This window comes from Sphingobacterium sp. N143 (genome assembly GCF_030325625.1).
GTDB lineage: Bacteria > Bacteroidota > Bacteroidia > Sphingobacteriales > Sphingobacteriaceae > Sphingobacterium.
The window spans coordinates 240,511-266,848 of sequence record NZ_JACAIS010000001.1 but is presented as its reverse complement, the minus strand read 5'-3'; the positions used below and the strand labels follow the sequence as shown (position 1 = coordinate 266,848).

The following is a 26,338-nucleotide window of genomic DNA, read 5'->3' as shown; positions in this document are numbered from 1 at the left end:
ACGATTTTATGGTTATCCTTTTATATAAATTGTCAATAGATCATTGGCGATCATTTTTCTGTCTACAATCTGTCCTTTAAGTCGGGGTGCAGCCACGCCTGAATCCAACCGTTGATCGGATTGAAAGACACGGGCTTCATCCCACAATCCGGCATCGATAAACAGTTGTAATGTTGCCGCTCCACCTTCAACTATGATCGATTGTACATCCATTAGATAGAGTTGATAAAGAATATTTTGAGGAAGATATAAGCTATAGTTTTCGAGCTCAATATGCTTAATATGCCCTTGCCAGTCAGTTTTTTTTGCATTAAACACAATGGTGTGAGCTTGCTCATCAAAAATTTTGGCATCAGCTGGGATCTTCAGATCGCGGTCTATCAAAACACGCAAAGGATTATTTCCTTTCCAGTGACGCACGGTTAGGCTAGGGTTATCAATACGTGCGGTATTGCTCCCCACAAGAATGGCATCTTCTTCCGCTCGCCAACGATGAACCAACTGCTGACTTGCGGCATTACTGATCCAAATCTGCCTATCTTTCTGTCCTATAAAAGCATCCTTCGACTGAGCCCATTTTAAAATGACATACGGGCGATGCTGACCAATCCGCGTAAAAAAGCGACGGTTCATCCAGATCGCTTCTTTTTCCAATAAGCCAACCTCCACCTCAATCCCGGCCTCCCGCAAAATCGCAATACCTTTACCATTGACCTTGGCATAAGGATCCAGACAGGCCACAAAAACTTTCTGCGGCTTGAGATCTGCGATCATATTTGCGCAAGGTGGTGTTTTCCCAAAGTGAGCACAGGGCTCAAGGCTCACGTAGAATGTACTGCTGGCTAAACGGATCCCTGCCTCTTCACCATAGCTATTTAAAACTTGTTGAACAGCATTTACTTCAGCATGTGGCCCTCCATAAGGAGATGTATAGCCCTCCCCAATAATCTGATTATTGTCAACAATAACTGCTCCAACCATTGGATTGGGACTTACCGAACCAGCTCCCATTTGAGCCAGCTCCAAACAACGTTGCATATATCGCCGGTGCATATCCATAGGTACAAATCTATGAAAATCGTACCTTTGATGCATGAGAATACTTCAAGATTTCGAATTATTATTTCAACAAGAATTACAGTCCCTATACGATAAGGATGAAATAAAGTCTATTTTCCTACTTATTGTGACGGACCTATTTGAACTAAACAGACTTAGCTATCCACTAAACAAAACAAAAGAAGTATCTGATCGACATGCTTTGCGGTTCAAGGAAATTCTCCAAGATTTAAAAAAGCACCGTCCCATACAATATATTCTTAATAAGGCTGATTTTTATGGCGAAATCTTTGCGGTCAATGAACATGTATTGATACCTCGACAAGAAACAGAAGAACTGGTTGATTTAATTATCAAAAAACATCGAAGTTCCAAAAATCTAAAAGTAATTGATATCGGAACTGGTTCTGGTTGCATTCCCATTATATTGTCAAGGCATTTAGACCACGCAGAAGTAACCACGGTCGATATTTCCAAAGAGGCAATCAATACTGCAAAAGGAAATGCACAACGAATAAATACACCCGTTCAATTTATCAATGCGGACATACTGGAATGGGAATATATCTTCTCAGCGCAACAATATGATATTGTCGTATCCAATCCGCCCTATATCACGCCAAAGGAAAAGCAACATATGCATCAAAATGTATTGGCTTATGAACCTGAAATTGCTTTATTTATCGAAGAAAGTGCTCCCTTGATTTTCTATGATGTTATTTCATCATTTGCAGCGACGCATTTGGTCCCCAATGGTGATCTATATTTTGAAATCAACCAATATTTGGGAGCGGAAACAAAAGAACTAATCGAAAAAAAAGGATTTACGGAAGTTCAACTGATCCAAGATATCCATGGTGCAGATCGCATAATCCATGCAAAAAAGAAGGTTTAATTTAAAATAATTCATTTCGTCCTTAAGCAGTTATCCTACGTAAAACAAAATTTAGACACGATAATTTGGAGTATATCAAAAGAAATTTTACCTTTGCATCACTTTCAAAAACAGAAAGGATTCCGTAGCTCAGCTGGTAGAGCAATACACTTTTAATGTATGGGTCCTGGGTTCGAATCCCAGCGGGATCACAAAAGAAAAGCTAATCGAACGATTAGCTTTTTTTTGTTTAACGGCACCCGGATTCGATCCAATGGAGGCTCAGGGATTACGCAGGGGAGCTGCGGGGCTGAGCCAACTATCTCGTTCAGGGATAAGCTGGGGGCATGCGGGACTGAACAAATCCCAGGGACTTCGAAAATCTTGTTATTGTACGACCGAAATTTCTACCCGTCGATTTTGTTCCCGCCCGCTTTCTGTATCGTTGGATGCAACCGGTTTGGAAGCACCAAATCCTCTGGTGCTGAGATTTTCGGATGGCACTCCGGCGTTGACGATATAGAGCTTCACTGCATTGGCCCTATCCTCAGATAGGGATTGGTTGTATTCGGGCGTACCCTCGACGGATGAATGACCATTGATGATAAAATTGGCAGAAGGATCTTTCTGCATTTCTCGGACAACGTTGTCCAACACGGCATAAGACTCGGTTTTGAGTACACTAGAATCAAATTCAAACAGAACGTTCTTGAAATTGAAATTCGGTTTTTCGACCACCGGTTCAGGGTCTTTCCGCGGTTCTTCCTGAGCAATGACAGGTTTTTCCACTACCTTTACGGGTTCTTCCCGAGCGGGTGTCTGTTCAATCTGGCTACCTGGGTTAACCACGATTTTTTTGGACTTGCAGGCAGATAGGTTTAAGATCAATAGAACGCAACTTGTTGCTAAAAGACTTTTTATTATACGCTTCATAGTATGTTCCTTTATTAACGTGTATACCCCAAAGGTACTATATATTCTTTTAACATCCCTAGCAAAACGCATGATCTTGACTGTACGCCTTACCACTTGGATGTAAACTGTTATTTTATTGCTCCGTCAATAAACCTGCTGTCTCGGCAGACAGCTTCTTTTCTTATCATTGGATGGTAACGATATTATATCTTTTCATCTCCTCTTTAAAACGGCAAAATAGTTGTAACAAAGGGACGGATTGATAGACCGAAAGGAGTTCGCTTTGCAAATAACCGCAACTTATATGCATGTCGCGATGACGCCTCCTGAAGACAAGCAAATGTATCATCAAGCATATGCCAGCTTAAAATGGTACGACGAACCCGTTCGCAGATGGTTAGGAAAAAGGCTTGATCCAGTAAAACCATCGAGCATAGAGGTCTATAATGGAAAAGTAGGAGACTATACTTAAGGCGGTAAATATTTACATTTACAAAACTATTTGCACTACCGATTGTCATTCTTCTAAAGAACGATCAAAATATAGCTGTTATGAAAAAAACACTCCCCTTTGCAATGATGCTGAGCACATTATTACTGATGACAAGCTGTTCGGTGATAGAAAGTATTTTTAAAGCTGGAGTCTGGACCGGGATATTGATTGTCGTCATCGTTGTTGCACTCATTATCTGGCTTATCAGCAAACTGTTCGGTGGGCCAAGAGATTAAATCCACAAACGCTGCTTGTCCCAATTTTATCTTCGGAAAGATGGTCTATCTTGTCCCTTTTTTTATTAATGGATCTTTAACAAAAGGTCCAAAAGATTCTTTTGCATGCTATTAAGGAGGGTTTTTATTATCTCCATTTGAATACCTTTTTTTTATCTTATCTTTATGGTTCACTAATTCGTTATCTAAATTAAGTAGACCTGCAGCACATCATTTGTAAATATGACAACCTATCATCTGATGGAGCATGGACAACATCATCAAACGGAAGAGAAGAGAACATGAAAAGAGTTACTTTAAAAGAGATCGGAAAACAGCTTAACCTTTCACCGGGCACTATTTCGAAGGCTCTTAATGATAGCCATGAAATCAGTACTGAAACAAAAAAGATGATCCTGGCCTATACACAAAAAATTAACTACATACCGAATTTTTCGGCCAAAAGCCTGAAAACGGGACGCTCGAATACCTTGGCGATCATTGTGCCCTTCATTTCGAGCTCATTTTTTTTCGACTTCTATGAAGAAATTTCACTGATTTTAGCACAGACCAATTACAAGTTGATCCTCCTGCAAACCTTTAACGACGAGAAGAAAGAAAAAGAGGCATTAGAACTCTGTATCCAAAGTAACATAGAAGGCATCATTATCTCACCTGTAAAAAATGACTCTAGCCTCCCCCTTCTCATGTATATCATGGATCAGATATGCCCTATTATTATATTTGACCGAATAAATCACCAACTCAATACCTTTAAGATCGGGATACAGAACAATAAAGTCATTTATCAGGCTACCGAAGAAATGATCAAAAACGGCAGAGATCATATTGTTTTGTTATTATGCAAGGATATCGGAGGAAATGCCAACAGAATCAAGGGATATAAAGATGCCCTTTTTAATGCTTCGATCCCTTTCAATGCAACGAACATTGTCGAGATCTCCTACGCAAGCCCTAAAGATGATATTGATGCGGAACTGGAAAAAAAAATCAGCCTGTTGTTAGCAAGCGAACAAGCGCCAAATGCACTCTTATCATCAACAGATACTTTGTCCTTAAAAGTGCTGCATATACTAAATAAACTGAAGGTAAAAATTCCCGATGACATGAACTTAATTGGTTTCAGCAATACACCCTTTGCCAATAGCCTAAATCCATCCTTAACGACAATTGCCCAGCCTACACGGCTTATGGCAGAGAAATCGGTAGAACTCCTCTTACAGATGCTAAAAAAGAAGAACAGAAAGAATTATTTCGAATTTGAAACTTATTTTCTGGATTGTGAGATCGTACACAGGCATTCTACCTCAGCCGTTGTGAAATAACTTACATCAATTTTCTGTTCACCTTAACCCCAATTCAAAAATCCAGAAAAAGGTCAACACGCTATGGCATATTGACCTTTTTCTGCTAGCTTCTTGCTTTCAGCTAGCCACCCTGGGTGTTTATTTAATTAATGTACGAAGGGCATGTACCGGTAGGTCTATCTTAGTATCATTCGAGAGATTACCCTGCAATGTCCCCCATTGCAGGCTATCCAGCCGGACCGAAGTCATCCCCTCAGTTTTAATGTTCAGCGTATTCACTTTCGCAACAGGAGCTCTCTTACTAAAATATACCTCAGAGTTCCTGGCCAGGATAGATGCACTTTCATAACTTAATCCTGGCAGACCTAAACTGGTATTGGTTACGTCAACAAATAAATGATTTACCGGGAGAGTAGCCGCACTGGCATCCCGATCAGGTGAACCAAAATTATCAATAATTGAATTTGTGAGCTTCAGGTTAAGGGTATTTATAGCCGACTTCCCATCCAACGAAAATGCTTCAATACTATCTCCTTCGATCGTGAGTTCGTCAAGCTGGGCCGAAAACTCATTCATGCTTGCTTTCTTTAATTTGAGAACTTTCAGATCCGGTGAAAAAATATAGATAGGCTTATAGTACTGATCACTACCTGCTAAAAATTCCACCGTCAGGTATCCATCAGCATTCACCTTGGTCCGCACATAATCAGCTTGATCTTTACTTACTTTGATCAAAAATCGTTCACTCTTTACCAGGTATACATTTAATCCATTTGCGTTGGCCCCGAGAATATGAAGCTTATCAAATTGCGCTGTGGGAAATGATTTAAAATAAATGTCCTTTGCATCGGCACTTGTGACTTCCTTTTCAATATTCGCATGGTAAACATTCGTATCGATACGGGTTATGCGAACAAGATAGGAAGCTATAAGGGTCGGAACCACAAACATTGTGATGGCCAGCCCAATGAGTAATTTAGTACTTAATTTCATAATTCGTTTTGATTAAAATTCTGATCAACAAATTGTTTGTAGCGCTGCTCCAATTCATTCAATCCAATTTCCAACAAGTAGATATTTCTAAAGAAAAGAGGCAGATCTTCCTCCAGAAAGATCATTTTTCGATATGATTTAACATTCTTGACAGAATCTGCCGTCAAGAAAAATCCAATCCCCCGTTTGTTTGCGATAATCTCCTTCTGCTGCAGCATATCATAGGTCCGCATAACTGTATTCGGATTCACTTCCATCTGTACCGCCAGCTCCCGAACAGAGGGAAGCTTATCGTTCACATGCCATGTCTCCAACAGAATATGGTCACATACGTACTCAGCAATCTGAAGATAAATCGCTTTATTTGCACTAAATTCCATACTAAATCTCCTTCTCTTTTAACCGTAAAAATGCAATGAACCAAAATATCAGTGTAAGCAATGCACCCGCGGCAGCGATCAGACCAAAGATGTGATTCGAATCTGACCAATAGTTGTTCTCCATATTGCCCGTTGTATTTTCAGTCAGTGTTTTCATCAGGAAGACAAATAGGGACATCCAGACCACGCAATAAACAACAAGTGCAACTGCCGTTTTGATATATTGGTAACTTTGAAAAATAATACTACCCATTAAAAATATAGCATTCAATAATAGGGGTAACAAACAGAAATAATACGCCGCTCTAGGATAATCTACTTTAAAAAAATATGGCCAGTCATCTACAGTCACCTGATTACCGTTCACGCCCACTTCCGTCTTCACTGCAAGTCCAAAGCTTCGTACGTAAGACACAAATGCAAAATCAATCACATAATAAATCAATAAATACGAACCAATACTGACAATTACGGTATAAAAAATCCCGACCACAAATTTCTCCAGCTGCGAAGCCGGGATCATCAATTCAAATATTGCACGAGTTTTTCGGCCCAGATCGGCAAAATAACTGCTCGAAATAACCGTAACAAAGAATAGTCCCAAAATACAGAATAAAGGTGCCCTGAAATTCAATAATGAATGGACAGGAAAAAAATTATGCTTCATACTGTCATAGTTAGAACCAATATTGACTGCATAGAAGCCAAAAATCACACCTGCCATTATACCAATGGACATGAGATAAATCCGTCCAAAACCAATCCACTGCCGACGGATTAGTCCAAAAAAGCGTGTCGAGTTAAATAGATTTGACATATTCATCCAGGTTAATAAGGTTGGTAATTTTTTCTTTTTGTAACAGTACAGCATTGAACAGCAGCTCCAGGTCCAATCTAGAGTCATCAGTAAATGAGTTGGGAAGAATCACATTGAACCCACCTAATCCTTCTTCTGAATAAAGCACATCAGAGGTTAGGGCTTTGACTTTTTTAAAACATAGCCGATCAGTGATCACCTGTACCGGTGCATTTAAGGCAACTTTATGGTCATCCAATAAAATAACCGCATCAATCAGATTGTCCAGGTCACGGACTTGATGGGTAGAGATAATCACACAGCGATCATCCGTTATTGCCGAAGCCATGATCCTTCTAAACTGTGCCTTTGATGGAATATCCAGACCATTTGTGGGTTCATCCATAATGATGATTTTGGTCCTCGATGCCAAGCCAAAAGAAATAATGTATTTCTTTTTCTGCCCATAACTCATCTCTGCCAATTTTTGCGCCATGGGAATGTCAAACTCCTCCACCAGGCGGTGAAAATAGTCCCGATCAAAGTTCGGGTAAAATCCTGCATTGGCCTTTAAGAATTGATCCGATTTCACGGCCGGAAGATAAAACTCCTCTGGAATAAAACTGATCTCCTGCAACAATGCGGGCTCCCTCCGATTCGGGTTATGTCCCAACACTTCAACCCGCCCTGAAAGCGGATACACAAGACCGGCAATATTCTTAAGCAAGGTGGATTTCCCTGCCCCGTTCTTTCCCAGTAAACCGTAGATGTGCCCCTCCTTCAATTCGAGATCCATACCAAGGAAAAGAGGCCGAGATTTACTATAACTGAAATTTAGATTTTGGATAGTAACCATACTACTGTATTATATAATTAATACACTAATATAGATATTATGTTGCCCAACTTCCAAAATTATTTTTAATAAAATAGTTCCACTAGCCATACTGCCCCAAAAAGTAACAGCTATAAAGAAAGCTAATTATTAAACAGAACAATAAGTTTATATAGATAACCATAAGTACCTGACAAAAGATATTTTATTTATTTAATTACGAAATTCGCAATGAGAAAAAACTATATTTTTTGTTCCATTATCAGCTTTTCGGAGTGCTATCAGCATGATCAAAAAAGTAAAAAAGCAGCCTAATAAGCAGAAGTCTCCCATAACTAAATCACCGTATAATGGCAGGAAATCATTAAAAAACCCAAAAAATCAGAAAAAAACGAACCTAGAAGAGCCGCCTATACAATTTTGCTCAACAAGGATTGATTTTAACAGAAAGGAAGAGCTACCCATTCACTCAAAAACGGATAAAAACCATCAAAAACAGGCATTAACCCATAGTTAAATCCTACTTTTTAAAAACATAAACAAACTTAAAATCAAATAGATACATATGTTATTTAAATAAAAAGTTAAAACATAAAAAACACCTTTATTCCTCCCGGCTTTCCATGCAATTACCCTTGATCCGACGCTATATTTACAGTAGTTTTAATCTTATTTTATTATCATCTTTGTTCACAATATGGATTACATTTACCCTTTAACCTTGACATTACATTCCTTCTGGCGATGGGTGGTTTTGTTTTTACTTGTCCTGAGTCTGATACGTTTTTGGTATAAAAGAACAGCGCAGCTCACCTTCACTCCTACCGATAGATTATTAAAAAAGGCTGCAGTAATTGCCTTTTATATCCAGACAATATTCGGGTTAGTGCTGTATGTTTTGAGTCCGATCACCCATTATTTCTTACAGCATTTCCATACGGCGGTCCACCTTAGGCAGATCCGTTTTTTTGGTATGGAACATAGTAGCATGATGGTCATCGCCGCGATCTTGTTAACAGTCGGAAGTATGAAAAGTAAAAACGCCGATACAGATGATCGACGTTTTAAAATTTTATTGATTTGGTTTGGAATTGGCCTATTGATTGTACTCAGTTCAATCCCCTGGGCATTCTCTCCGTTGACAAGCAGGCCCAATTTTCGATCGTTCTAATCAGTAATTTCTCCAGATAGCTTTTCGTTTATTGCGCATAGCCTCCATCCCTTCTTTGAAATCCGCCGTTTGACGCAGGGCAGCAAGCTCATCCAGAAGAAATGCATACTGCTCTTTGAATCGATTTTCCTTAAGTTTACGGAGCGCAATAAAGCCTCTGGTTATTGCTAAGGGGGCATTGTCAACAATAGACTTTTTCAACTCATCCAGCCGAACTTCATTGCCATCCAAGATACCATACAGCAGACCTTGCTGTAAGGCCTCTTCTGCAGAGAAAGATTTTCCCTGTATGCAAAGGTCCATGGCTTTTCGTTCAGGCATATATTCCAGTAATAAAGCCAATACCTGAAATGGAAACAGTCCTATTTTTACCTCAGGCAGCGAAAAACGTACCTGCGGACAGGCGAATAAATAAGTACAAGACAAGGCGATCAGAAAGCCCCCAGCGATCACATCCCCCCGTACGACACATATGGAAGGCTTATCTAAGCCCGCAAACACTTCAGCTAAGGACTTTTCCACCCTGGGGATGTCTGGGTTTGGAATATCTACTTTAGGGTCTTCAAAGGCCTTTAAATCCATTCCAGCACAAAATACGGGGCCCTCAGCCTCTATTTGAATCAAACGAACCTCCGGATCCTGATTGGCCTCATCTAAAGCATAGGCAATCTCACTGACCATTGTAGGACTGAAAGCATTTCTTTTCTCTGAGCGTGCAAGTGTCAACGTAAACACATGTTCTTCGCGATGTACCTTTACAAAATTTAATTTTTCCATCTATGCCTCTTATAAGATTAATTGTCGAAAACTATGTTCTAACGCCAGAGCTTCAGCCATACTACCACGTCCAAAATAACGCAATAGAAGTTCTGAAGGAATATTTCCAACCAGGTCATCTTTGGCAAATGGACAGCCTCCATAACCGAGCAATGCGCCTTCAAATTTGCGACAGCCAGCTTCATAAGCTGCTTCAATCTTTGCTAGACTATCCTCCTTCCTGGCATGAAAATGGGCTCCCATTTTAAGATCAGGAAAACGGGTTCCCATATGATTAAAAAGATCAGCGATCTGGGCAGCATCCGCCTCAGAGGTTGTATCCGCTAATGAAAAATCCCGAATACCAAGTTGTACAAGTCTATCGACCCACTCATCAACCAATACAGGCGACCAGGCATCGTTGTATGGATTACCAAAAGCCATACTGATATATAGCGCCAACGTTTTACCATGTTCGTCTGCAACAGCTTTCATCTCACGCAATTGTTGATAGGAAGCTTCCAATCCCATATTGGTATTTCGTAACTGAAAAGTCTCCGATATAGAAAATGGGTAGCCTAAAACATCGATTTTTTCCTCCTGTACCGCCTCTTTCACCCCCCTAAGATTAGCTACAATCGCCAACAATTTCACCTGCCCCTTCTTCTGGATGCCCTTCAAAACCTCTTTGGTATCCGCCAATTGAGGCACTGCCTTTGGTGAAACAAAAGAGCCAAAATCAATCAGGTCAAATAAACCGCTATCTATCAGTTTATTGATATGTGTGACCTTTTTCTCTGTTTCAATAAAATCATGAAGGCCCTGAATAGCATCCCTTGGGCAGTCAACCAACACAACCTGATCTTTCATCTTATTATAAAATATCTTTCTCAATTTCTCGGGCGATCACCATTTTTTGAATACTGGAAGTCCCCTCTCCTATCGTACACAACTTGGCATCCCGAAAAAACTTTTCTGCAGGATAATCCTTTGTAAAACCATATCCGCCAAAAATCTGTACCGACTCATTGGACACACTTACGGCTGTTTCGGAAGCGTACAACTTGGCCATCGCACCAATTTTGGAAACTCGTTCACCATGATCTTTCAGGTAGCCTGCCTGCCGCGTCAACAGTTCACTTGCCTCCACTTGTGTTGCCATATCCGCAAGCGCAAAAGAAACTGCCTGGAATTCATAAATTTTCTTCCCAAATTGCTCCCGCTCATGTGCATATTTTAAGGCACACTCATAAGCCCCACGTGCTATCCCCAACGAAAGTGCTGCAATCGATATCCGACCCCCATCCAATAGTTTTAGTGCCTGTACAAAGCCCTGCCCTTCTTCACCAACCAGCTGATCTCGATGAATTCGGCAGTTATCAAAAAATAGACAGGCCGTTTCTGAGGCACGCATCCCCAATTTATTCTCTTTTTTACCTGCCGTAAACCCCGGTGTCCCCTTCTCCACAATAAATGCAGACATCCCCTTTTTATCGCCTTTTGTTCCGGTACGTGCAATTACCACCGCAACATTAGCACTTATGGCATGTGTAATAAAGTTCTTCGAGCCATTCAACACATAATAATCACCATCTTTTTCGGCAAAGGTGGTCATACCACCGGCATCCGAACCTGATCCCGTCTCTGTAAGCCCCCAGGCACCGATCCATTCCGCGGTTGCCAACTTCGGAAGATAACGTTTCTTTTGTTCCTCATTGGCAAAACTCAAAATATGATTTGTGCATAAAGAATTATGTGCCGCTACCGACAGTCCGATCGATCCACAAACCTTGGAAATTTCATCCAGGACAGTAATATATTCCTGATACCCCAGACCCGATCCGCCATATTCCTCCGGAACAATAACGCCCATGAATCCATGTTCACCTAATTTTTTAAAAACTTCTACTGGAAATGTCTGGGCTTCGTCCCATTCCATCACATAAGGTTTGATATGATGCTGTGCAAAATCGCGTGCACTTTGTCTGATCATATCCATTTGTTGTTTATTTTCAATAAACATAAGCACAAATATTAAATTTACAATCGGTAATACAATTCAAATATATCAAAATATTTAGGAATAAAATTGCAAATATTTTAAAATTTTATTTTAAATTTATCTAAAAATAAGAAATTCTTAATTAAACAGCTTTTTAAACCAAGATTATAAACTATGAAGGAGCTACTCGCATTACTTCGTCAAAAAAGAGATAACCTGAAATTGGGTGGGGGCATCGATAAAATAAAAAAGCTCAAGGAAAAAGGTAAGATGTCGGCCTGGGAAAGAATAACATATCTCCTTGATCCGGATCGTGAATACCTTGAAATAGGCATGTTTGCCGGAGAAGGGATGTACGAAGAGCATGGGGGCTGTACCAATGGAGGTTGTGCCGCAGTACTTGGTTATGTTCAAGCCAAACTTTGTGTTATTGTCTCCAATGATGCGACCGTTAAAGCAGGTGCATGGTTTCCGATCACCGCAAAAAAAAATCTTCGGGCGCAGGAAATCGCCATGGAAAACAATTTGCCCATTATCTATTTAGTCGATTCTGCCGGCGTATTCCTTCCCATGCAAGATGAAATTTTCCCGGACAAAGAGCATTTTGGACGTATATTTCGGAATAATGCACGCATGTCTTCCATGGGTATTCCACAAATTGCAGCGATTATGGGCAGTTGCGTCGCCGGCGGGGCTTATCTCCCGATTATGTCGGATTATGCTTTTATTGTAGAGGGAACGGGATCGGTATTTTTGGCAGGTCCTTATTTGGTCAAATCAGCTATTGGCGAAACTGTCGATGCCGAAACTCTTGGCGGGGCCTCCACCCATGCGGAAATATCAGGCGTCACGGACAATAAATTTCCCGATGATCAAAGCTGTTTGAATGCCATAAAAAATGTAATCGACAAACTGGGTGGGCATCCTAAAGCAGGTTTCAACCGAAAAGAAAGTTTGCCCCCAAAAACCAATCCGGAAAAAATCACCGCGCTCCTTCCTGAAGACCGGACAAAACCGTATCGCATGCAGGATATCCTAGATGCAATTGTTGATGCAGATACACTGGAAGAATACAAACCTGATTACGGAAAGACCATTGTATGTGCACTTGCCCGTGTCGATGGCTGGGCTGTGGGGATTGTTGCCAATCAACGTGAAATTAGCAAAGCTAAGAAACCGGGAAATACGATTGAAATGCAGATGGGTGGTGTCATATACAGTGATTCGGCAGACAAAGCTGCACGCTTTATCATGAACTGTAACCAACAGAACATCCCACTTGTTTTCTTGCAGGACGTTACTGGATTTATGGTGGGCAGTCGCTCAGAACAAGGCGGCATCATTAAAGACGGTGCAAAAATGGTCAACGCTATGGCTAACTCTGTTGTCCCAAAATTCACATTCATCGTCGGCAATAGTTACGGAGCAGGCAATTACGCCATGTGCGGAAAGGCTTATGACCCCCGTTTGATCTATGCTTGGCCAAGTGCCCAAATGGCTGTCATGAGCGGTGCTGCCGCAGGCAAAACACTCTTTCAGATTCAGGAATCGGCACTAAAAGCCAAAGGGCAGGACATCAATGAAGAAGAAAAGAATATCCTTCTCAAATCCATCGAAGACCGGTATAACGAGCAATTAAGTCCATATTATGCCGCTGCAAGGCTCTGGGTTGATGGCATCATTGCCCCCCAAGAAACCCGAAAGGTCATCAGCATGGGAATAGAGGCTGCCAACGAGAAACCGATCCTAGAACGATATAATGTTGGCGTGATTCAGGTATAAACAAAATAAAAAGCCCTCACTCCACCATAAAGTATGCTGTGGGATGAGGGCTTTATCGACCGCAGGAAGTGTCCCTCCCGGATTAAGGTCTGATCCATATTTTACTGATCTCTTCAAAACCATCAATCGATGCTGGATTTCGCATCACATCCTTTGATACCGCTTTTTCCACCGGAATCCCTGAAAAAATCTTTTTGATGGGCAGTTCCAATTTTTTTCCACTTAAGGTATATGGAATAGCGGCCACTTGAAAAATTTCATCAGGTACATGACGTGGACTATATTGCTGGCGAAGAGATCGCTTAATTTGGTCTTTCAGTCCATCGTCCAGCACAGCATCTTTTACCTGAACAAAAAGCAGCATGTCCGATGAACCATTATCGTGGTCAACACAAATGACCAAACTGTCCACCACACCTGCTGTTGTATTCAGGACATTATAAATCTCGGCAGTTCCAATACGGACACCGCCCCGGTTCAGTGTTGCATCCGAACGCCCATACATGATAATACCATCATGTGCAGTAATTTTAATCCAATCCCCATGATTCCAAATACCCGGATATTTATCAAAGTAGCTGGCATGGTACTTCTTATGCCCTGGGTCGTTCCAAAAATAAATCGGCATGCAGGGCATTGGAGCTAGGATAACCAGCTCCCCCACCTCTTCATAAACGGCATGCCCATTCGCATCAAATGCTTCAATCTTAGCACCCAATGTTCGGCATTGAATTTCACCTGCATATACATCCAACAAGGTACAGCCCGATAAAAAGGCACTGCACACATCTGTTCCACCACTCAATGAGATGATCTGGCTCCTTGGAAAAGTTGCATTGATCCATTCAAAAGTATCTGGTGGAAGTGGTGAGCCCGTCGAACCTATTGTTTTCGGATGATAAGCAAGTGAAGCCAGATCCTCATCCTGACAAGAGATTAAATAAGCAGCCCCAGCACCGAAATGATCCACAGCACTTTCTTTTGCAAAGCGCCACAGACTGCGTTTATCCGGATAATTTGTTGCCCCGTCATAGATACATAAGGTGTTTCCCATTAAAAGGGCTGAAAGCGCGTAATTCCACATCATCCATCCCGTTGTAGAATACCACATAAACCGCTCTCCTTCTTGCACATTTTGATGCAAACCAAGTGCTTTCATATGCTCCAGCAACATGCCCCCTACCCCATGTGTGATGGCTTTCGGCTTACCCGTCGTTCCGGATGAATACAAAATCCAGATGGGATCTTCGAAAGAAACAGCCGTAAATTGGAGTTCCATATCTTTGATGGTCCCATTCATGATCATGTCCCAGGTGGCATCGTGAATAAAAACACAGGCCTGCAAAGAAGGAAGTTTCTCAGCAAGGCTCCGTATACTATCCTCCTTCTCGAAAAGGCGTCCATTGTAGGAGTACCTGGAATCAGCGAAAAGAACTTTTGGTTCAATCTGTTCAAAACGATCCTGAATACTGGCCTCACCAAAATCAGGAGAACAGCAGGTCCAGATCGCTCCAATTGAATTTGTTGCCAAAAATAAAGCGATGGCCTCGATACCATTAATTAATACACCTGCCACACGGTCGCCCCTTTTGACCCCTTTTTCCTGCAGAAACAATTGCAGGCGGCGTACCATGTCCTTCAATTCTTTCCAGGAAACCTCTCGTCTGGGTGTTTGCTCTGACTGGAAGACAAGAGCAGGTCGTTTTTCTGTCGCTTTTCTAAACACATGCTCGGCATAGTTTAATGTTGCTCCCTTAAACCAGTGGGTGTCAATAAAACTCCTTGAATCTGTAGCAGGCTGTAAAATCACTGAAAAATCAGCGTGAAACTTGACATCAAAATAAACCGCTATGCTCTTCCAGAAATCAGCCACATGGCTTGTGGACCACTGCCAAAGGTCATGATACGACTGAAAAGATAGCTGATGTTCCTTTTCGATATACTGCTTAAACTTATAAATCTCAGATTGAGATTGCTGCTCTTCTGACGGGTGCCATAGTAATTTCCCCATAATATTTGGATATAAAAACGGTTATATCCAAACTTAACTAAATTTGCATTCAATTGCAAAATATAATTATGCAATACAATTAATCAAGTTTATTAAACAGCAACTATTCCGCAGTCAGCTGATCAGCAGGCAATAGTATATATGCAGGTTTATCAGAATACTTCAATCTCCGTGTCATTTTCGATAGGATGCCCAGTACACAATAATACGCGTCCATTCTCGACTTCACGATCAGTCAATACTTCGTTATAGTCCATGCGCACCTTTCCCTTCACACATTGAGAAATACAGGTACTGCACATACCCGACTTGCAGGAATAAGGTAATTTGATTTTATGATCTAGCCCAACATCCAGAATGGACTTATTGTAGGGAACCTCCAGTTCATAGGTTTTTCCCTGAAAATGCAATTTGATCTGATAAGATGTCATATCCACTTCCCTTTCGGTCTCATCGTCGTCATCTTCTTCATTTTCGGGCAATAAAAAGGTCTCCCGCTTGATTTGACTAGACTCAAAGCCCATTCCTAAAAGCGTAAAACGGCATAAGTCCATATAAATCACGGGTCCACAGGTATAGAACAGCGCATCTTCTGCCGCGCCGACCAGATGATCTTTGACAATAGCGAGAATATAATCCCTGTTCAACCGGGCTTTCATCAGATATTTGCTGTTGGAATAGATCCATACAATCGTGAGGCGATCCGGATACTGTATGGCCCACTGCTCCAGTTCTTCCCGAAAAGGTGTCTGCTCAGCAGCACGGTTACTGTAGACCAATACGATTTTTGAGCTGTTCTCCACTAACAACGCTGTTTTAAGAATCGAATACAACGGAGTGATGCCAATACCAGCAGCAAATAAAAATAAAGTTCTCACCTGATGCGGTTCAGGTTCATAGGTAAATAAGCCCTGGGGTTCCATTGCCTGAACAATATCACCCTCCGCAACCTGATGGTGGAGTAGTCTGGATATTTCCCCATTTTCCACACGCTTGACCGTGATACTGAGCGGTTCATCATAGTCCGGAGAGCTGTTGAATGAATACGAACGGCGGACTTCCCGGTCACCAAACAGAAATGAAAGTGTGATGAATTGTCCAGCTTTATATGGAGGATAATTTCCAGCTAATGGTTCTAACTGAAAAGTAATGTTATTATTAGGTTGAGGAATTATTTTTGATATCCTTAATGCATACATAAGCCAAATATACTGTAGGATTCTGGCTTACACAAATGTAAAGCAAGAATCAGGACACAGCTATCCAGATTGAATTGATAACAATTTTGTTGTATTACAATTGACAGACAATTCACACACAATAATTGTAAAATTTCGCGTTATATTTATATCAAAAGAATCATAGTAAGATTATATGCAAACACGCAGAAACTTCCTTCAAAATGCAGCAAAAGCCACATTGGGCATTGCTGTATCTGGATCAATATTACAAGATATTGCTTCCGCGAAAGCAACTGAATTAAATGCCGCTACATTAACATTTTCTCAAGTCAAGTTACCTTTCAGTTATGCAGCATTGGAGCCCAATATTGATGCGTTGACGATGGAAATCCATTATACAAAGCACCATATGGCCTATATTAATGCGATCAATGAAGCTATTGTTGCTGAGCAGATTGCAGAAAATTCAGAAGAACAGCTTTTAGCCAATATATCAAAGTATTCACCAAAAGCCAGAAATAATGCGGGTGGGGCTTGGAACCACAATTTCTTTTGGGAAAGTTTAGCTGAGAAACCCAGCCAACCTTCTGAAAAATTAGTGACGATGATCAATACAGCTTTTGGATCCGTAGACAAATTCAAAGAACAATTTGCTGCTGCGGCAGCTTCTCGCTTTGGTTCAGGATGGGCTTGGCTGATCCTTGACGATTCGGGCAATCTGAAAATCACTTCCACGCCGAATCAGGACAATCCACTGATGGATGTTGCTGACATAAAAGGCATCCCTATTTTAGGGCTTGATGTATGGGAGCACGCTTACTACCTGCATTACCAAAACAAAAGAGCAGACTATATTAAAAATTGGTGGAATGTCGTCAACTGGAAAAAAGTCAATGAACGACTAGCATAAATAAAAAAGCTCGGGCAATATCGCTCGAGCTTTTTTATTTATGTTTTGAATCGTATAACTTATCCCAACAGTTCTTTGAGCTTATTCACCTGAAAATCCACCAGCTTTTGAAGGGGGCCAGCAGCAATCATCTTCATCATCATGTTCAGGTCTGCATCAATAATAAACGTAGCTTTCGTCGCAGTACCAGTTAGCTCCTGCAGTTCCCATCGCAAGGCTACCTCAAAGGGAGCTTTTTCAGATGGTACCAATTTGATGATTTCATTCTCCACACGCTGATCTACACGAAGGGCCAGTTTTGCCATATTTTGAATGGTAAACCGTGCTTCGTCAGCAGTCGAGGACCAATTATAAATATTCTCCGGCATCAACTGTTCATGATTATTGAGGTCAGTCAAAAAAGCGTAAACTTCACTGACGTTCTTATTGATTTCCGTGCTGTTTTGAATAGTCGTCATCACGATAAATTAAAGTTATCCCTGTAGAAAATTTTCGCCCCAGCTTTCCGGATTCAATCGCCATTTTTTTAAAATTTCGACATCCTCTTCCAGCACATAACTATTTTCAGCAGCGACCTGAATCAGTGCGTCATAATTACATAAACTAAAATAAGGACATTTTGCTTCCGCAAAATTATCGGTAGCTTGTTGCAATCCGTAAGTAAATATGGATACCAATCCAACAACATTGCAACCTGCCTCGCGTAACGCTTTAACCGCTACTAAACTACTTTTACCAGTTGAGATCAGATCTTCGATCACAACCACTCGCTGACCACTAACAACCTCACCTTCGATCATATTTTGGCGGCCATGATCCTTCGCTGAGCTTCTTACATAAGAAAATGGTAGGCCCAGATCCTGTGCGACCAAAACACCTTGTGGAATACCTGCCGTAGCAACTCCAGAAATCATATCTACTGATCCAAATTCTTCTTGAATAAGCTTAGAAAGCTTCTGACGAATATACGTGCGTATCGCTGGATGAGATAAAGTGATACGGTTATCACAGTAAATTGGAGACTTCCAACCCGATGCCCATGTAAAAGGACTTTTAGGTTGCAATTTTATTGCTTTAATTTGCAATAAGGATTCAGCAACTTTTTGTTCAACCTCATTTAAATTATTCATGGCGCAAATTTATAAAATTTATATGAACGAAACTGTGCTAATTTTAGCAGATTTTGTTCCTTCGAAAATTAAAAACCCGCAAACAATTAGTATTCAAGACATTGAACTTCAAAAACTTTTCAAACAATCTGAAATTGATAAAGATCCCAAAACATATCTCTACATCAATAAAGATTATGAGACTGTGTTTCAAAATCTAAAAAGTAAGCTGAAAGTTATTAAAGCTGCCGGTGGGCTGGTCAAAAATGGTGATGGAGACTATCTTTTTATCTACCGCCTGGGCAAATGGGACCTTCCAAAAGGCAAAGTAGAGGACAATGAAAAGATGCGTGAGGCAGCAGTACGTGAAGTGGAGGAAGAGTGTGGCATTAAAATCAATTATTTAGGCAAGAAGATCAGCACCTCGTATCATACCTATTACTTACGCAGCGGGGAATTTGTATTGAAAACGACCAATTGGTATGAAATGGGGGTCAATAAGGTTCCTAAACTGATCCCACAGACCGCTGAGGACATCACAAAGGCAGAATGGCGTCACATCGATCAATTTGATGACATACGGGCAAATACCTACCCCATTATTGAAAATATCATTAAAAAAGCAAAATAGACTGTCTTTTGAGGTTCATCTGACAGTAATCCACAGGATCATCCTTACTTTTATATTATGGAAAATATAACAGGAAAAAGAGCCTTAATTACAGGTGGGGCAAAAGGATTGGGTAAGGCCATTGCTTTCGCGCTAGCTCAGGAAGGTGTACATGTCGCCATCACAGGCAGAAATGAAGCAGCACTGAAAGATACCGCTGCCGAACTCGCTCAATTGGGAACAGAAGTCACTTATGCCGTATTTGATATAGCTGATTATGTATCCGTAGAAAAGCAGATCCATAAATTGCAGGAAACTTTTGGCAGTTTTGACATCCTGATCAACAATGCCGGAATATCTTCCTTCTCATCCGTTTTGGACATGCATGTGGATGATTGGACTGCGATTATCAATACCAATCTTTTAGGAACCTATTTTGTTACAAAAGCTGTCTTACCACAGTTAATTGAAAAAAATCAAGGTGATATTGTCATGGTATCTTCTACCGCAGGGCTAAATGGCGCAGCAACAACATCTGCTTACAGTGCGTCAAAATTTGGTGTGATCGGATTTGCTGACTCCTTAATGCGGGAAGTGCGCAAAAACAATATTCGTGTCTGCACTTTAATGCCCAGTACAATTGCTTCAGATATGTCCAAAGAATTAGGACTTACAGATGGCAACCCCGAGACCGTACTACAGCCAGCAGATTTTGCTGAACTCATTGTCGCCAATCTGAAACTACCACGAAGAGCCATGCTCAAATCGGCCTCTTTATGGTCCACCAACCCCTAACAACCGCTTAGTGATTGGTCAACCAGGAGTCAAAGGTTTTAACAATACATCTTTTGGACAGGAGTATAAACAGCTCCTGTCTTCTTTAAACAAGCAATTATGAGTCAACTATTTTCATCTATAACGATCGGTTCCTTACAGTTAAAAAATCGTTTGGTCGTATCGCCCATGTGCCAGTATTCGGCAGAAGATGGCTTTGCCAACAATTGGCACCTGGTTCATTTAGGTCAATTTGCCATTGGTGGCGCCGCAGCAGTCATACAAGAAGCCACAGCAATCAGCCCTGAAGGTAGAATCAGTTATGGCGATCTTGGGCTATGGAGCGATGATCATTTGGAGAAATATAAAGAAATCACCACGTTTATTAAAGAGAACGGGGCTGTTCCCGGTATACAGCTCGCCCATGCGGGCCGCAAGGCCAGCAGTAATAAACCATGGATCGGCCGTGGCCAATTTGCCCCTTCAGACCCCCTGGGATGGCAGACGCTAGCTCCATCTGCACTGGCCTTCCATAGCGGAGATTATGTCCCACAGGAGCTTAAAATAGGTCAAATCAAAGAATTGATTGAGCAATTCGGTGAAGCCGCTAGAAGGGCTGTACAGGCCGGCTATGAGATTATCGAGCTCCATGCCGCCCATGGCTATCTCATTCATCAATTTCTCTCCCCATTGAGTAATCTCCGGGAAGACGAATTTGGCGGTACATTTGAAAATAGGATCCGTTTCTTAACTGAAATTATAAACAGGGTACAGCGCGAAATAACAAGCCAAAGCCTCTGGGTACGTATTTCTGCGACAGACTGGGCAGAAAATGGTTGGGATCTGGATCAGTCCATTCTCCTGTCCCAATTGCTTACTGAGCAGGGCGTGGATGTCATCGATGTTTCCAGCGGTGGTTTGGTTTCCTATCAAAAGATCGATGTTGGCCCCGCCTATCAGCTCCCATTTGCTACAGCCATCAAAGAAAAAACAGGCAGCACAACTGCTACTGTTGGCCTGATTAAAACAGCGGCTCAAGCCGCCGAGATCATTGAGCAGAACAAAGCCGATTTGATCTTAATTGCACGGAGCTTTTTGGATGACCCCCATCTTCCATTACATTTCGCAAAAGAACTATCCGTCGATACACCCTGGCCAAAACAATATGAAAGAGCAAAATAGGATGAAATTAAGTTTAAAAAAAATTCACCATATTGCGATTATCTGCAGCAATTATGAGCGATCAAAAAAATTCTACACAGAGGTTCTGGGACTGGAAATTTGGCAGGAACATTATCGTGCGGCGCGTGATTCGTATAAATTGGACCTAAAACTCCATGACAATTATATCATCGAGCTATTTTCTTTCCCTACGACGCCAGCTCGCCCCAGTTTCCCTGAAGCAGCAGGGCTCAGACATCTAGCCTTTGAAGTCGATGATTTGACCGCAGAAATAAATAAACTGGAAGAGGCAGGTATCCCACATGAAGGAATCAGAATCGATGAGCTTACACAAAAAAGGTTCACTTTCTTTTCCGATCCCGATCAGCTTCCCATTGAACTGTATGAACTATAGTCCCGAATGTCCGACAAAAAAGACCAACAAAAAAGGCATTGATGAAAATCAATGCCTTTTTATATGATCGCAAATCGACTGATTACAATTTACGTTTTACTTCTACCTGTTCGTAAGCTTCCACGATATCGCCGACTTGGATATCATTGAAACGGTCAATATTTAGACCACACTCATATCCTTGGGCAACTTCTTTCACGTCATCTTTAAAGCGTTTCAATGAAGCCAGTTTACCTGTATGGATCACAACACCGTCCCTGATCACGCGGATATCATTGTTTCTATTGATCTTACCTTCACGGACCATACATCCAGCGATGGTACCAACTTTAGAGATTTTAAATGTTTCTCTGATTTCAACCTCAGCAACAATTTTCTCTTCAAATTTCGGTGCCAGCATACCTTCCATCGCAGATTTGATCTCTTCGATCGCGTCATAGATAATGGAGTATAAACGCACATCAATCTGTTCGTTTTCAGCCAGCTTACGTGCATTTTGCGTTGGGCGAACTTGGAAACCGATGATAATCGCATCCGAAGCAGATGCCAATAATACATCTGATTCAGAGATTGCACCCACCGATTTATGGATGATATTTACTTGGATCTCGTCAGTAGACAATTTCAATAAGGAATCTGACAATGCTTCAATAGAACCATCCACATCCCCCTTAACAATAATATTAAGTTCTTTAAAGTTACCGATAGCCAGACGACGACCAATTTCATCCAATGTAATGTGCTTAGTGGCACGCATACCTTGTTCACGTTGCAATTGAAGACGTTTGTTGGCCACTGTTCTCGCTTCAGACTCGCTTTCAAGAACATAAAGCTTGTCACCCGCTGTCGGAGCACCAGCCATACCCAAAATTTGCACTGGTACCGAAGGGCCAGCTTCTTTTACACGTTCACCTCTTTCATTGGTTAAGGCTTTCACCTTACCTGAATGTGAACCCGCTAAGATAGGATCTCCAACGCGCAGTGTTCCGCCTTGGATCAACACGGTAGTCACAATACCACGGCCTTTATCTAAAGCCGCTTCGATCACGGAGCCCACAGCACGTTTCTTCGGATCAGCTTTCAGGTCTAACATTTCAGCTTCCAAAAGAACTTTTTCCAATAGAAGATCTACATTTTCACCAGTTTTTGCTGAAATTTCCTGTGCCTGGAATTTACCACCCCAATCTTCCACTAAGATGTTCATTGCCGATAGCTGTTCACGGATTCTATCCGCATTAGCACCCGGTTTATCCACTTTGGTAAATGCAAATACAATAGGAACACCTGCAGCTTGTGCGTGATTGATAGCCTCTTTTGTTTGCGGCATGACGGCGTCGTCCGCTGCAATAACAATAATAACAATATCTGTTACCTTAGCACCACGGGCACGCATTGCTGTAAAGGCTTCGTGACCTGGTGTATCCAAAAATGTAATTTTACGGTTATCATCCAGTTTTACAGCATATGCACCGATATGTTGTGTGATACCACCTGCTTCGCCGGAGGTTACATTTGCCTTACGGATATAATCCAACAACGATGTTTTACCGTGGTCAACGTGTCCCATGACAGTCACGATCGGAGCTCTGGATACCAAATTTGCTTCAGTATCTACTTCTTCAAGCTCAGCTGTTTCCTCATCTTCGGGCTTAATAAATTCAACCTGATAGCCAAATTCATCTGCTACGATCGTTAAGGTTTCAGCATCCAGACGTTGGTTGATCGATACGAACATTCCCAGACTCATACAAGTCGCAATGATCTGTGTTACTTGAACGTCCATCAAATTGGCCAATTCATTTGCGGTTACAAACTCCGTAACACGCAATACCTTTGCCATCATTTCTTGCTCCATTGCAGCTTCTTCGGCATGTAAAGCGACATCGTCACGCTTTTGGCGTCTTAGTTTAGCACGTTGCGCAAATTTACCGGATTTACCTGCACCACTTAAACGAGCAAGTGTTGCTTTGATTTGGTCTTGGATTTCCTTCTCTGAAGGTTCCTCCTTATTTTCAACAGGTCTTCCTTTTCCTCTATTGTCAAAACGCCCATGTTGGGGTCTGCCGCCTTGTCCAGGCCTACCTTGGTGTTGGTTATTTCCACCTTGTCCAGGTCTACCATGATGCGGGTTGTTCCCTTGGCGATTGTTCGGATTGGCATTATTCCCCTGATTTCCACCTCGGTTGCCTTGTTGGTCCCGATTATGGTTATTATTTCCATCACGCGGGCCGCGGTTCTGGTTGTTATTACCATGACCTTGTCCTGCTCCTGCACTTACCGGACCATTCAGATTCGTACGCTTACGCTTACGTTTCTCATTGTTGTTTCCAGCATTTGACGATGATGCCACAGGTTTGTGGGAAGGTCTTGCAGATGGTAATTCAATCTTACCAATGACTTTAGGACCTGTTAATCTTTCTGCGCGGGCAGAAATGATATCGTCACCTTCTTTTTTCTCAGCCTCCACCTGTGGAGTAACTGGTACAGCTTTAGTTGCTGTTTCGTCTTTTTTCTTTTCTTCTACCTTCACAGGTTCAGTTTTTGTCTCTACAACCGGGGTTGTCTTTACTTCAGTTTTATCTACTTCAGGTTTAGTAGCTTCGACCTTGGGTGCCACGACTTCCGCTGTCTTTTCTATAACCTTAGGTTCTTCTTTTTTTGCTTCTGTATTGGATTCTTTAACTTCAGCTTCCTTCTTCACTTCAGCCTTCACTTCCGATTTTGCCTCTATTGGTGACTCTTTCGCAATGTTAGGCTGTGCTTTTGAAGGTTCCTCTTTTTTATTCTTGTTGCCGCCCCTATTCAATGCATCAAGATCAATTTTGCCGACCACTTTCATACCGCCTTGATGAACCGTTTCTTCGGGCTTGGCTGAAGGGACTTCCTTCACAGAAGGGATTTCTACAGTATTCTTAACCAAAATTTCCTTTGGCTCTTCATGCTCTTCAAAATCCTCGTTTTTAGATGATTCTTTAGGAGAAGCAGACGGCGACTCCTCACGACGAATTTTGCCAATAACAATTTGTTTAGCTTCATCTTTCAGTGATTTGTCTCCCTGAAACTCTTTTAACAGCACACCATACATCTCTCCGCTTAGTTTAGTGTTAGGCTTTGCTTCTACATCATATCCTTTTTTCACTAAACATTCAACGGCAGTATGTATCCCGATGTTGAGTTCCTTTGCTGCTTTAAGCAAGTTTGTTCCTTTTCCTTCAGTCATCTATAATATAAACTATTTTAATATAATTACAAAAATATGATTTTTTCCATCCATAAACAATTTATTCCGAATGTTAGATCGAAAAAATTCGACAAGCTGAATTTTATTCAAATTCAGCTTGTAATATACGTATGATATCTTTAATGGTGTCCTCTTCTAAATCAGTACGCCGTACAAGTTCTTCTTCACTTAGGGACAAAACAGATTTCGCTGAATCCAAACCGACACGTTTTAACTCATCGATCACCCAGCCTTCAATTTCATCGCTGAACTCTTCAATATCCACGTCCTCATCAAACTCATCATTTTCACGATAAACATCAATCTCATAGCCTGTTAATTTACCGGCCAATTTAATATTATGTCCACCACGACCAATTGCCAAAGATACCTGATCTGATTTCAGATATACTGCGGCAGTTTTGTTCTCCTCATCAATCTTAATGGAACTGATTCTCGCAGGGCTCAATGCACGAGCGATATAAAGCGAATGATTGGTTGTAAAATTAATCACATCAATATTCTCATTGCGCAATTCACGGACAATACCATGAATACGGGACCCTTTCATCCCCACACAGGCTCCTACCGGATCGATACGGTCATCATAGGATTCAACAGCCACTTTCGCACGTTCTCCTGGCTCACGAACGATCTTTTTAATTGTAATTAAACCATCAAAAATTTCAGGTACCTCGAGTTCAAACAAACGCTGTAAAAAAGCAGGTGCTGTACGGGAAATAATGATCTTCGGATTATTGTTCATCATATCCACCTTATGTACAACCGCACGGATTCCATCTCCTTTTTTGAAGTAATCGGCAGGAATTTGTTCCGACTTAGGTAATATCAGCTCATTGCCATCTTCATCCAGCACTAGAATTTCTTTTTTCCATATCTGATATACTTCACCGATAACCAATTCACCTTCTCTATCTTTATATTTCTTAAAGACTTCGTCTTTCTCCAGTTCCAAAACCTTTGATACAAGCGTTTGGCGTGCAGCTAAAATCGCCCGGCGACCAAAGCTCTCCAAGGTGATCTGTTCGATGAAATCATCCCCAACTTCCAAATCTTCATCATGCTTTCTTGCTTCAGCTAGTTCAATTTCTAGATCATCATCCTCAGAAAATTCATCTTCAACAACGACACGCGTTCTCCAAATCTCCAAATCCCCATTATCCGGATTCACGATAACATCCACATTTTCATCCGTACCAAAACGACGACGGATCATACTACGAAAAACCTCTTCCAATACTGTAATAACAGTAGGTCTATCGATATTCTTAAACTCTTTAAACTCTTGAAAAGAGTCTATCAGATTGATGTTGCTGTTACTCATTAT

General features: G+C 41.4%; 26 protein-coding genes and 1 tRNA gene. 12 read left to right on the top strand and 15 right to left on the bottom strand.

Annotation, left to right across the window (positions count from 1 at the left end; translation table 11 throughout):
• Positions 1-12: 12 nt before the first annotated feature.
• Positions 13-1,059, bottom strand: coding sequence for a bifunctional diaminohydroxyphosphoribosylaminopyrimidine deaminase/5-amino-6-(5-phosphoribosylamino)uracil reductase RibD (gene ribD / locus HX021_RS01065; protein WP_286588502.1), 1,047 nt, complete (start codon positions 1,057-1,059; stop codon positions 13-15).
• Between the two features lie 34 nt (positions 1,060-1,093).
• On the opposite strand from ribD, the gene prmC reads away from it, so the two are divergent.
• Positions 1,094-1,954 carry a peptide chain release factor N(5)-glutamine methyltransferase gene (gene prmC / locus HX021_RS01060; RefSeq protein WP_286587632.1) on the top strand — a complete coding sequence of 287 codons (861 nt, stop codon included), beginning with the start codon at positions 1,094-1,096 and terminating at the stop codon, positions 1,952-1,954.
• Positions 1,955-2,072: 118 nt separating this feature from the next.
• Positions 2,073-2,145, top strand: a tRNA-Lys gene (locus tag HX021_RS01055).
• A 175-nt stretch (positions 2,146-2,320) separates the two neighbouring features.
• Here the strand turns inward: HX021_RS01055 and HX021_RS01050 are convergent.
• Entirely contained in the window at positions 2,321-2,866 is a 546-nt protein-coding gene (locus HX021_RS01050) for an OmpA family protein (protein WP_286587630.1), read from the bottom strand.
• Between the two features lie 286 nt (positions 2,867-3,152).
• On the opposite strand from HX021_RS01050, the gene HX021_RS01045 reads away from it, so the two are divergent.
• The 3 genes from HX021_RS01045 (at position 3,153) to HX021_RS01035 (ending at position 4,902) form a co-directional block, all read left to right on the top strand.
• Complete coding sequence (locus HX021_RS01045) at positions 3,153-3,320, top strand: hypothetical protein (RefSeq protein ID WP_286587628.1); 168 nt, start codon at positions 3,153-3,155, stop codon at positions 3,318-3,320.
• A gap of 80 nt (positions 3,321-3,400) precedes the next feature.
• Complete coding sequence (locus tag HX021_RS01040; protein ID WP_286587627.1) at positions 3,401-3,577, top strand: hypothetical protein; 177 nt, start codon at positions 3,401-3,403, stop codon at positions 3,575-3,577.
• A gap of 281 nt (positions 3,578-3,858) precedes the next feature.
• The gene (locus HX021_RS01035) at positions 3,859-4,902 is read left to right on the top strand and encodes a LacI family DNA-binding transcriptional regulator (protein ID WP_286587626.1); all 1,044 of its coding nucleotides are present in this window, start codon (positions 3,859-3,861) and stop codon (positions 4,900-4,902) included.
• Positions 4,903-5,022: 120 nt separating this feature from the next.
• Here HX021_RS01035 and HX021_RS01030 read toward each other — a convergent pair whose 3' ends face one another.
• Genes HX021_RS01030 through HX021_RS01015 form a run of 4 tightly spaced genes read right to left on the bottom strand, consistent with a single transcriptional unit; the run spans position 5,023 to position 7,909 of the window.
• Entirely contained in the window at positions 5,023-5,877 is an 855-nt protein-coding gene (locus HX021_RS01030) for a hypothetical protein (protein WP_286587625.1), read from the bottom strand.
• Positions 5,874-6,257 carry a GntR family transcriptional regulator gene (locus HX021_RS01025; RefSeq protein WP_286587622.1) on the bottom strand — a complete coding sequence of 128 codons (384 nt, stop codon included), beginning with the start codon at positions 6,255-6,257 and terminating at the stop codon, positions 5,874-5,876. Before HX021_RS01025 ends, HX021_RS01030 begins: the two co-directional genes overlap by 4 nt.
• Position 6,258: 1 nt before the next feature.
• Positions 6,259-7,074 carry a hypothetical protein gene (locus HX021_RS01020; protein ID WP_286587620.1) on the bottom strand — a complete coding sequence of 272 codons (816 nt, stop codon included), beginning with the start codon at positions 7,072-7,074 and terminating at the stop codon, positions 6,259-6,261.
• On the bottom strand, positions 7,058-7,909 hold the full coding sequence (locus tag HX021_RS01015; protein ID WP_286587618.1) for an ABC transporter ATP-binding protein: 852 nt from the start codon (positions 7,907-7,909) through the stop codon (positions 7,058-7,060). Before HX021_RS01015 ends, HX021_RS01020 begins: the two co-directional genes overlap by 17 nt.
• Before the next feature lie 676 nt (positions 7,910-8,585).
• Between HX021_RS01015 and HX021_RS01010 the strand changes: the two genes are divergently transcribed.
• Positions 8,586-9,059, top strand: a complete 474-nt coding sequence (locus tag HX021_RS01010) for a hypothetical protein (protein ID WP_286587616.1) — start codon at positions 8,586-8,588, stop codon at positions 9,057-9,059.
• On the opposite strand, the gene HX021_RS01005 is transcribed toward HX021_RS01010, so the two are convergent.
• From HX021_RS01005 to HX021_RS00995, 3 genes are read right to left on the bottom strand one after another with little or no spacing between them, the layout of a single operon-like run.
• Positions 9,060-9,836 carry an enoyl-CoA hydratase/isomerase family protein gene (locus tag HX021_RS01005; RefSeq protein ID WP_286587615.1) on the bottom strand — a complete coding sequence of 259 codons (777 nt, stop codon included), beginning with the start codon at positions 9,834-9,836 and terminating at the stop codon, positions 9,060-9,062.
• Positions 9,837-9,845: 9 nt separating this feature from the next.
• Entirely contained in the window at positions 9,846-10,685 is an 840-nt protein-coding gene (locus HX021_RS01000) for a hydroxymethylglutaryl-CoA lyase (RefSeq protein WP_286587612.1), read from the bottom strand.
• A 4-nt stretch (positions 10,686-10,689) separates the two neighbouring features.
• Positions 10,690-11,838: an acyl-CoA dehydrogenase family protein gene (locus HX021_RS00995; protein WP_286587611.1), complete on the bottom strand. Its 1,149-nt coding sequence runs from the start codon at positions 11,836-11,838 to the stop codon at positions 10,690-10,692.
• A 153-nt stretch (positions 11,839-11,991) separates the two neighbouring features.
• On the opposite strand from HX021_RS00995, the gene HX021_RS00990 reads away from it, so the two are divergent.
• Complete coding sequence (locus HX021_RS00990) at positions 11,992-13,599, top strand: acyl-CoA carboxylase subunit beta (RefSeq protein WP_286587610.1); 1,608 nt, start codon at positions 11,992-11,994, stop codon at positions 13,597-13,599.
• A gap of 82 nt (positions 13,600-13,681) precedes the next feature.
• On the opposite strand, the gene HX021_RS00985 is transcribed toward HX021_RS00990, so the two are convergent.
• Both HX021_RS00985 and HX021_RS00980 read right to left on the bottom strand, forming a co-directional pair.
• A complete protein-coding gene (locus tag HX021_RS00985; protein ID WP_286587608.1) occupies positions 13,682-15,610 on the bottom strand; it encodes an acetoacetate--CoA ligase in 1,929 nt (642 codons plus the stop codon).
• A 152-nt stretch (positions 15,611-15,762) separates the two neighbouring features.
• Positions 15,763-16,809: a ferredoxin--NADP reductase gene (locus tag HX021_RS00980; RefSeq protein WP_286587607.1), complete on the bottom strand. Its 1,047-nt coding sequence runs from the start codon at positions 16,807-16,809 to the stop codon at positions 15,763-15,765.
• Positions 16,810-16,984: 175 nt separating this feature from the next.
• Between HX021_RS00980 and HX021_RS00975 the strand changes: the two genes are divergently transcribed.
• On the top strand, positions 16,985-17,701 hold the full coding sequence (locus HX021_RS00975; RefSeq protein WP_286587606.1) for a superoxide dismutase: 717 nt from the start codon (positions 16,985-16,987) through the stop codon (positions 17,699-17,701).
• A gap of 59 nt (positions 17,702-17,760) precedes the next feature.
• On the opposite strand, the gene HX021_RS00970 is transcribed toward HX021_RS00975, so the two are convergent.
• Both HX021_RS00970 and pyrE read right to left on the bottom strand, forming a co-directional pair.
• Positions 17,761-18,159 carry an SRPBCC family protein gene (locus HX021_RS00970; protein ID WP_286587604.1) on the bottom strand — a complete coding sequence of 133 codons (399 nt, stop codon included), beginning with the start codon at positions 18,157-18,159 and terminating at the stop codon, positions 17,761-17,763.
• Between the two features lie 15 nt (positions 18,160-18,174).
• Complete coding sequence (pyrE, locus tag HX021_RS00965; RefSeq protein WP_286587602.1) at positions 18,175-18,831, bottom strand: orotate phosphoribosyltransferase; 657 nt, start codon at positions 18,829-18,831, stop codon at positions 18,175-18,177.
• A gap of 22 nt (positions 18,832-18,853) precedes the next feature.
• On the opposite strand from pyrE, the gene HX021_RS00960 reads away from it, so the two are divergent.
• The 4 genes from HX021_RS00960 to gloA2 all read left to right on the top strand — a co-directional run bounded on the left by HX021_RS00960 (position 18,854) and on the right by gloA2 (position 21,770).
• Entirely contained in the window at positions 18,854-19,441 is a 588-nt protein-coding gene (locus HX021_RS00960) for an NUDIX domain-containing protein (RefSeq protein WP_286587601.1), read from the top strand.
• 57 nt (positions 19,442-19,498) lie between these two features.
• On the top strand, positions 19,499-20,215 hold the full coding sequence (locus HX021_RS00955) for a 3-ketoacyl-ACP reductase (protein WP_286587599.1): 717 nt from the start codon (positions 19,499-19,501) through the stop codon (positions 20,213-20,215).
• A gap of 99 nt (positions 20,216-20,314) precedes the next feature.
• Complete coding sequence (locus tag HX021_RS00950; protein WP_286587597.1) at positions 20,315-21,376, top strand: NADH:flavin oxidoreductase/NADH oxidase; 1,062 nt, start codon at positions 20,315-20,317, stop codon at positions 21,374-21,376.
• A gap of 1 nt (position 21,377) precedes the next feature.
• On the top strand, positions 21,378-21,770 hold the full coding sequence (gene gloA2, locus HX021_RS00945) for an SMU1112c/YaeR family gloxylase I-like metalloprotein (protein WP_286587596.1): 393 nt from the start codon (positions 21,378-21,380) through the stop codon (positions 21,768-21,770).
• Between the two features lie 82 nt (positions 21,771-21,852).
• Here the strand turns inward: gloA2 and infB are convergent, their stop codons facing one another.
• Both infB and nusA read right to left on the bottom strand, forming a co-directional pair.
• The gene (gene infB, locus HX021_RS00940; protein WP_286587595.1) at positions 21,853-24,990 is read right to left on the bottom strand and encodes a translation initiation factor IF-2; all 3,138 of its coding nucleotides are present in this window, start codon (positions 24,988-24,990) and stop codon (positions 21,853-21,855) included.
• A 103-nt stretch (positions 24,991-25,093) separates the two neighbouring features.
• Positions 25,094-26,335, bottom strand: coding sequence for a transcription termination factor NusA (gene nusA, locus HX021_RS00935; protein ID WP_286587594.1), 1,242 nt, complete (start codon positions 26,333-26,335; stop codon positions 25,094-25,096).
• Positions 26,336-26,338: the final 3 nt, after the last annotated feature.